The organism is Clostridia bacterium, assembly GCA_014360065.1.
Taxonomy (GTDB): domain Bacteria; phylum Bacillota; class DSM-521; order Neomoorellales; family JACIYF01; genus JACIYF01.
In genome coordinates this window covers 1-6,849 of record JACIYF010000124.1, presented here as the reverse complement: position 1 = coordinate 6,849, position 6,849 = coordinate 1, and the positions used below count along the sequence as shown (strand labels likewise).

At 56.5% G+C, this 6,849-nt stretch carries 9 protein-coding genes; 4 read left to right on the top strand and 5 right to left on the bottom strand.

What is annotated here, in order from left to right:
- The 3 genes from H5U02_13020 to H5U02_13010 form a co-directional block, all read right to left on the bottom strand.
- Positions 1–263: DUF2442 domain-containing protein (locus H5U02_13020; protein MBC7343342.1), on the bottom strand; the 263-nt coding region annotated here is incomplete at its 3' end.
- Positions 264–296: 33 nt separating this feature from the next.
- A complete protein-coding gene (locus H5U02_13015) occupies positions 297–557 on the bottom strand; it encodes a DUF4160 domain-containing protein (protein ID MBC7343341.1) in 261 nt (86 codons plus the stop codon).
- 225 nt (positions 558–782) lie between these two features.
- Positions 783–1,430 (bottom strand): hypothetical protein, encoded by a 648-nt coding sequence (locus tag H5U02_13010; protein ID MBC7343340.1) that lies wholly within the window; start codon positions 1,428–1,430, stop codon positions 783–785.
- A 338-nt stretch (positions 1,431–1,768) separates the two neighbouring features.
- Between H5U02_13010 and H5U02_13005 the strand changes: the two genes are divergently transcribed.
- From H5U02_13005 to H5U02_12990, 4 genes are read left to right on the top strand one after another with little or no spacing between them, the layout of a single operon-like run.
- The gene (locus tag H5U02_13005) at positions 1,769–2,143 is read left to right on the top strand and encodes a nucleotidyltransferase domain-containing protein (protein MBC7343339.1); all 375 of its coding nucleotides are present in this window, start codon (positions 1,769–1,771) and stop codon (positions 2,141–2,143) included.
- The gene (locus H5U02_13000) at positions 2,140–2,781 is read left to right on the top strand and encodes an antitoxin (protein MBC7343338.1); all 642 of its coding nucleotides are present in this window, start codon (positions 2,140–2,142) and stop codon (positions 2,779–2,781) included. The genes H5U02_13005 and H5U02_13000 overlap by 4 nt, the downstream gene beginning before the upstream one ends.
- A gap of 19 nt (positions 2,782–2,800) precedes the next feature.
- Entirely contained in the window at positions 2,801–3,442 is a 642-nt protein-coding gene (locus tag H5U02_12995; GenBank protein ID MBC7343337.1) for an IS607 family transposase, read from the top strand.
- On the top strand, positions 3,423–4,898 hold the full coding sequence (locus H5U02_12990) for a transposase (protein MBC7343336.1): 1,476 nt from the start codon (positions 3,423–3,425) through the stop codon (positions 4,896–4,898). Before H5U02_12995 ends, H5U02_12990 begins: the two co-directional genes overlap by 20 nt.
- A gap of 393 nt (positions 4,899–5,291) precedes the next feature.
- Here H5U02_12990 and H5U02_12985 read toward each other — a convergent pair whose 3' ends face one another.
- Together H5U02_12985 and nagB are read right to left on the bottom strand one after the other, a co-directional pair.
- Positions 5,292–5,606 carry a cupin domain-containing protein gene (locus H5U02_12985; protein MBC7343335.1) on the bottom strand — a complete coding sequence of 105 codons (315 nt, stop codon included), beginning with the start codon at positions 5,604–5,606 and terminating at the stop codon, positions 5,292–5,294.
- Positions 5,607–5,946: 340 nt separating this feature from the next.
- Positions 5,947–6,705, bottom strand: coding sequence for a glucosamine-6-phosphate deaminase (gene nagB, locus H5U02_12980; GenBank protein ID MBC7343334.1), 759 nt, complete (start codon positions 6,703–6,705; stop codon positions 5,947–5,949).
- Positions 6,706–6,849: the final 144 nt, after the last annotated feature.

Here is a 6,849-nt window from a genome sequence, read left to right as displayed (position 1 = left end):
TAATGAACTTCCCTGGTAATGTCTTCAGCGGTGTACAGGGTCCAAGGATCAATAGTAAGGCACTGAGTCTCGTCCCTTTTCCCGGTCAGGTCCCAGGCGGCGGTATTGTCCAGGATGGTTAGCGAGCTTCTAAACAGCTCCTTATCTTTCAGCGGCTCAAAAACTCCGGTCAGACGGTCCTTCATATCATACCGGGTTACCTTTCCGTCTACAAACAAGCACACGATGGCATAATCCTTTTCTTCGTCGGCATGCACCTGAATTAAGGCTGGAGGAATCACCTATAATCACCACCATTACCTGAGTGGGTCAATCTTAAATAGCTCCTTATGATTATAAGCGTTGTGCCAGTTGTCCATTAACTCATCTTGATGTAGTAGGGTCCATGCTATTACCAAACTGGCCTGCTTCTTGGGGAGGTAACCTCTGATGATCACCGCTCGCTGAATATCAACTATGGCATGGTGATCCCCATATTCGGCATGGAAATGGGGTGGCAAGTGCTCATCGTAGTACATTGAAATCTTGATGCCGTAAAACCAGCTGATCTGTACCATAGCGTACCTCAGGCCTAGGGTATTTTCGCAACATCAGTATAGCATCTGAGGTTAGGTGGGGTCAAAGCTTATTGATTCACCCAATTCTGGAAGTTCGTGCCAAGAAGGAAACGGGCCAAAGATCAACTTTCACTTCGGCCAGTATCTCTTAGACCGGATCTGGGTTAGAAGTGCTAACAGCTCCAGGTTAACAGCACAAGGGGGCGCCAGGTCAGGTGTGGTTGGTTAATCAAGGCGCACCTGGTATGGCTCCTTTAATCCTGGCAGGGGCAGGAGCAGGAGCTTGGGGGCCTCATTGGCCGGCAGCACAAACAGGGCCTTAGCTATGGCCTGGCCCTGGGGAGGAATTACCAAGGTGGAGTCAGGCTGAGAGCTTGTTAGGGCAGATCCAGGCTGAGGGCTTGCCAGCTGCCGGAGCAGGCCATCTAAGCTGCTAGGGCCAGTGGCCTCGGGGATGGTGGTCCGGGCCCACTCGGGGACAGTGCCCAACCCAGTTGCTTCTGCGCCCAGCTGACCTCCAGTCAGGACTTCGCCGGAGTGGGACTGGGAGGCATATGCTTTTCCTGTCTGGCTGACCACCGTGGCAGCTCCTAGGGGAAACTCGATGGGTTTATTGTCCAGGCGGTTAGTGATCTTAAGCTCCAGCTTCCAGTCCTTAGTAAGCCAAATGCTGTCGGGGGTTATGGATGGGTTAGGTTCAAACTTGGTGGCGTCAATGAGCTTAAACTCTAATAGGACCTGTTTGGATGCCAGCCTAAAGACGCCGTTGGTCTGATCGTGGTAGAGGGCCGGCCTCTCCATGCCAAAAGTAAAGAACAGTATCACTCCGCCCACCAAGGCTATGGCAATAACATCAAGCAACCGCCTGCTCATAAGCATGCCGTCCTCCCCCTTCATCCCGGCTAGATGCTATATGCCTCCGGAATGTTCCCCATGCCAGGTCACCTGGCGCTGGCTCCCCATGGTCGCCGGCAGGTCCACCGCTTGGCAGCTGGAATTAGTATCCAGGAATCAGTGCCCATGACTAGTTTAACATATCGCACGGACACTGAGTGTCGTTGTGAGAAACTTATATTGAAATTTCATGGTGGGCCTATAACATCACCCAGGGGTGTAGGTCCTTGGATGAACAAGGCGAACCGAGCCGATCGGTATATTTTCCCTGGCGGTTGTGATAACATCTTTTCAGAAGAAGCCGAGGGGTTATGGTGATGGTATCGCAGATCAGCCCGGAACAAATGGCCATATATCGGGCTGCTGCTCGCCGGCGGATGAGGGGCGAACGGCAGGAGTTGGCCCGGCGCCGGGAGCGAGCTTGGAAACTGGCCAGGGAAGCGGCCGCATTGCTAAAAAAAGAATTTGGGGCTAGTCGGGTAGTAGTTTTTGGTTCCCTTTTACGGTCTGACTGCTTCACCCGGTGGTCGGATGTCGATATTGCCGCTTGGGGGATTCGCCCTGAAGACACTTTTAAGGCCATCGGGGCGGTGTTGGACTTGGATTCAACCATAGAGATCAACTTGGTGGACATGGGGGCCTGCCGCCCGTCACTGCGGGCCGTCATCGAGCGGAAAGGGGTGGACGTGTGAGCGAACGTTTCCTGGTAGTTGCCGCCCGTATTCGCCAAGAGCTAGAGGACCTGGAGCAAGTGGTTGCCCGTGCTGAGCGCGCTATGGCAGCAGCTAGACGCCATCCCAAGGATCAGGACCTTTACGTGGACTCTGCTGCCCTAAACCTCCATGACTTTTACGGAGGGTTAGAGCGAATCTTTTACCATATTGCTACCGCCGTCGACGGCAGCCCACCTACCGGCCGAGAGTGGCATCGTGATCTTCTCAAACAAATGAGCATTCCCCTGGGCGAGACTCGCCCTAGAGTACTGTCATCCAACGCAGTAAGGGGGCTTGATGAGTACCTCCGCTTCCGACATGTAGTGAGAAACATCTATGCCTTTGAGTTGGATCCAGTGCGGATCGAGCGCTTGGCCAAAAACCTGCGCCCTGTATTTGAGCAGGTTTACCTGCCACTCATAGTGTCATCCTGTCCCTCCGACATAGCCGATTCCCTTGCCAAAGATGACATCAAGTACCTGGCTTCCCGCCATGTCATCTACGGGGCGACTGAAAACTGCGACCTGGCAGCGACTGGGGAAGATCTAACTACCCTGAGCTTATCAGAGTCTGGGCGGATCAGGGACGGTCCAACCAACAGTTGCCTCCTTTCATAATCAACGCTATACTTAAATCATGAAACCTGAATTAGAAGAACACTACCCGTTGCGCAAAGCCGCTGAAATACTGGGCGTCCACCCCATCACCCTGCGCCGCTGGGAAAAGGAAGGCAAGATCCGGTGCGTCCGCACGCCTTCGGGCCAGAGGCGTTTTCCCAGGAGCGAAGTCTTGCGCCTTCTCGGCGGAGAAGTCCCTTCAGGCATTCGGGCCGTCATTTATGCCCGCGTGTCCAGCGCAAAGCAGGCCGGAGCCGGCAACCTGGAACGGCAGAAAAAACGTCTGGAAGAATACTGCCGGGACAAGGGCTATCAAGTGGTGGCCGCCGTAGCAGAGCAGGGGTCCGGGCTGAACGAGAAACGCAAAGGTCTGGCCCGACTTTTCCGCATGGCCCGCGAAGGCAAGATGGACCTGGTGGCAATCGAGTTCAAAGACCGGCTGGCCCGGTTCGGGTTCACCTATATCGAGCGCTTCTTTAACGCCTTCGGCGTGAGGATTGAAGTTGTTAACGGGGAAGAACCGAAATCCCTGCACGAAGAGCTGGCACAGGACATGCTTTCCATTCTGACCGTTTTTTCCGCCAAGCTCTACGGTTCACGGAGCAGAGAGTTTCGCAAAAAAGTGAAGGAGGCCATGCTCGATGCATCCAAGGGCGAGTAAGCCGATTGACATGATAACCGTGCCGGGAAGAATATATCCCGACGCCGCCGCCCGGGAGGAGCTGGTCTCCTTTATGGGCCGTTTTCAAGCGGCCAAGCGCTCTGCCTACCAGGCCTTGAGGCGGGGGAAGGAAGCCGGGGAAATTGTCAAAGCCCTCTACGAAAAGTTTTTTCCCAACGCCCGCTGGTGCCAGTGGGCGGTGGAAGACGCGAAGAGCACTATAGAGAGCCAGCAAGAGCTGGTGAAGATGTATGTCTCCGACCTGAAAGCTAAAATAGAGAAATCCGAGGAAAAACTGGAACGCACCAGGGACCGGCTTCACCGTCAGGGTATCCACGCCCGGCTGAATAAGCTCCGGGCCAAACTTGTTTACTGGCAAGGTTTCCTGGAAAGGGATGAAGTTCCGCCCGCCGTGTTCGGGGGCAAGAAAAACCTGCTCCTCCTCCAGGAAGGAAAACTTTCTAAAGAAGAATGGCGTGAGCTGCGTTCCAATTCCTTTTACTCCGTAGGCCAGGCCAACATGAAAGGGCTGGAAGGGCAGCACGGCAACGCCAACACGGAAATCGCCTATCACGATTTAACCGGCAACTTTCACCTCAACGTCTACATACCGCCGGAGCCGGAAAACAAGACGGGCCGCAGGAGAAAGGAAGAAGAATGGGTCACCGTGCCGCTGGAAATCCCCGCCCGCTACCGGAACCTTCTCCTCCAGCATCTTCTCAAGGGAGAAGCCTACACGGTGCGGGTAGTACGGAAAGACGGCAGGCTCGAATGCCTCATTTCCTTTCCCCTGGGGGACACCGCGCCCGTGGACAAGGATTCTGTCATGGCGGGAATAGACCTGAACCCGGAGGTAGCGGCCGTGACGGTAGTTTCGCCTGACGGCAACTTCAAGGCCTCCCGCTGCTTCTGGTGCCCGGAGCTGGTCCACGTTTCCCACGAAAAACGGGAATGGCTCGCTGGCAACCTGGCTAAAGAAATAGCCGCCTGGCTGAAAGATATGGGCGTAAAGCAGGTCGCCCTGGAGGAGTTATCCTTTGCTCAGGACCGCGACACCAACCGGTATTTCAACCGCATAACCCACAACTTTTGCAAAAAGCTCCTCTTCGACCGCATTGTCGTGGCCCTGCGGAAGCGCGGCGTCGCGGTGTTCTCCGTTTCCGCCAAGTTTACTTCCCTCATCGGCTATTTCAAGTACGCCGAAACTTACGGTTTGAGCGCCCACCAGGCGGCGGCCCTAGTGATAGCCCGCCGGGCGCTGGGATACGCCGAAAAGATGCCCCGGGAGCTTATGAAGCTGCTGTCGCCGAAGGAAGGATGGCGGCACTTCAGGCTCTGGGGCAAGCTTTTCGGCCTCTTCAAAGCGGCCCGGAAGCGGGCGGCCAGGGAAGGATATTTAATCCGGCACTGGCGGCCGGAAGACTGGCTAGTTTTCATGTTCGCGAAGCCAGGTTAAACATCAGTTAGACTAAAGCCCGTCGCTCTCTCCCGCCGGGGCCGCCCGGGGTTCCGGCAACCGTCGGCACGGGGGCAAGGAGGCGGCGGGTAGGTGGGGTAACTCCCCCACCCGGCATGCGCTCAAGGGAAGAACGCTTGTGCCTCCGTTTAAGGAGACCGTGGCCCAGCCGCGCAGGGGTTGTTCCCGCGAGACGGAAAAACGCCGGGATGCGGACGGCGACCGCACGCCCTTCCGGGTTAAGGGCGTCCCCTTTCGAGGGGCACCGTCCGGCCAGACGGCGACGGAGGTAGCCGTCGGGGAGGCTAAAAGCCGATGAACCTGCACAGCGAGTACCTGGATACAAAGTTAATGTTTGTTTAGCTTTGTATAGGGAAAGTTGACCTCGACAAGTTATGATCGAATCATGATCAAAAGCATCTTAAACGGACTGGTGGCCCGCAGGGCGTGGGGCTGGTTGGCCGGCATGATGACCGCTTCTCCCTCCTTGGCTACCAGCGGGGTACCGGAGATGGTGATCTCGGCTTCCCCATCCAGGATGTAGACTAGAGCATCAAAGGGGGCGGTATGTTCGCTCAATCCCTGCCCCTGGTCAAAGGCAAATAAAGTAACGGTTCCCACCTTTTTATCAATGACGGTACGGCTCACCACTGATCCCTGCTGGTAATCTACCAATTCCTTGAGGTTAACCACCTGACCCGCGAGCATCTATAATTTCTCCTTTCCTGCCTAGGCTTCACCTATGTGTACCCAGCCTAACTCAAAAGCACTCAAGGTTTGCGCCAGAGGCTAGCCCTTATCACTGTTTGCTGCTTCCTGTTCCCCTTGGCTTGATCCATATTATATATGATGACAATCCTAAAGCCTAGGTGGCGCGGATGGATACGCGGTTGCCAGGGCAGCCATTCCTGCCTATGGCAGTAAGGTGGAAAAGGAGCGGGAGGCACAAAATGGTACATATGACGCTGGCGGTGGCCCTGGCTAGCAGGTAGGCGTGCGAGCTTGGGGCGGCCTAAGCTTGGGCCTCATGCTTGTACCCGGGTCGCAGCTAAGCGCGCAAGGCCCTTCCGGCTGCTTTAATCCCCACGGCGGCCCGGTCGGCAATGACGGTGAGGTGAGGGTGGCGCTGGAGAATGGAAGCCGGGATGCTAGGAGTGACGGGGCCGTTGAAGGCGCGACCTAGGGCCCGGGATTTGTTGGCGCCGCTTACCAAGAGCAATATCTGGCGAGCCTCCATGATGGTGGCGATGCCCATGGTCAGGGCCTGGCGGGGCGGGTAGAAATCATCGGCTTCCCGGGGAGCAGCGCCAAAGTTGGCCGTGACGGTTTCTTGGCTAAGGGTAGTCAGGTGGGTACGAGAATCCCACGGGGTCCCGGGCTCATTGAAGCCGATATGGCCGTTCACCCCCAACCCCAAGATCACTAGGCCCAACCCCCCAACTGAGGCAATGGCCTCTTCGTAGCGGCGGCACTCGGCCTCCGGGTCGGGCGCTTGTCCGTCCAGGAAATGGATGTGCTCGGGCTTGAGGTCCACATGCCGGAAAAGGTGCTCCTCCATGTAGCGGCGAAAGCTCCAGGGGTCTTGGGGCCTGACCGGGTAATATTCATCTAAATTAAAGGTGCGCACCTTGGCCCAGCTGGTAGCTCCGGCCTGGAATCGGCGCACCAGGTGGGCGTAAAGGCCAAGCGGCGTAGAGCCGGTTGGAAGGCCGAGAACTAGGTTGGGCCGCTTATGGATGGCCTCATCTACCAGCTCGGCAGCCCTTCTGCTGAGCTCCTCATAATTGGAGACCACCAGCACGTCCATATGCTCACCCCCATTTACCCTGTTGATGCTTCCGAAACATTTCTCATGCCGGGGCGCTGGCGCCGGCTCCACATGGGCTCGCCAGCGATCCGTATGGCTCCCCCTCGCCCTTCGGCGGGGTTCCCGGCCAATTCGACCTCCTGT

Coding starts and splice junctions, on each gene's coding strand:
- H5U02_13015 (MBC7343341.1), bottom strand. CDS start 557: ATGGTACAGATCAGCTGGTTTTACGGCATCAAGATTTCAATGTACTAC.
- H5U02_13010 (MBC7343340.1), bottom strand. CDS start 1,430: ATGAGCAGGCGGTTGCTTGATGTTATTGCCATAGCCTTGGTGGGCGGA.
- H5U02_13005 (MBC7343339.1), top strand. CDS start 1,769: ATGGTATCGCAGATCAGCCCGGAACAAATGGCCATATATCGGGCTGCT.
- H5U02_12995 (MBC7343337.1), top strand. CDS start 2,801: ATGAAACCTGAATTAGAAGAACACTACCCGTTGCGCAAAGCCGCTGAA.
- H5U02_12990 (MBC7343336.1), top strand. CDS start 3,423: ATGCATCCAAGGGCGAGTAAGCCGATTGACATGATAACCGTGCCGGGA.
- H5U02_12985 (MBC7343335.1), bottom strand. CDS start 5,606: ATGCTCGCGGGTCAGGTGGTTAACCTCAAGGAATTGGTAGATTACCAG.
- nagB (MBC7343334.1), bottom strand. CDS start 6,705: ATGGACGTGCTGGTGGTCTCCAATTATGAGGAGCTCAGCAGAAGGGCT.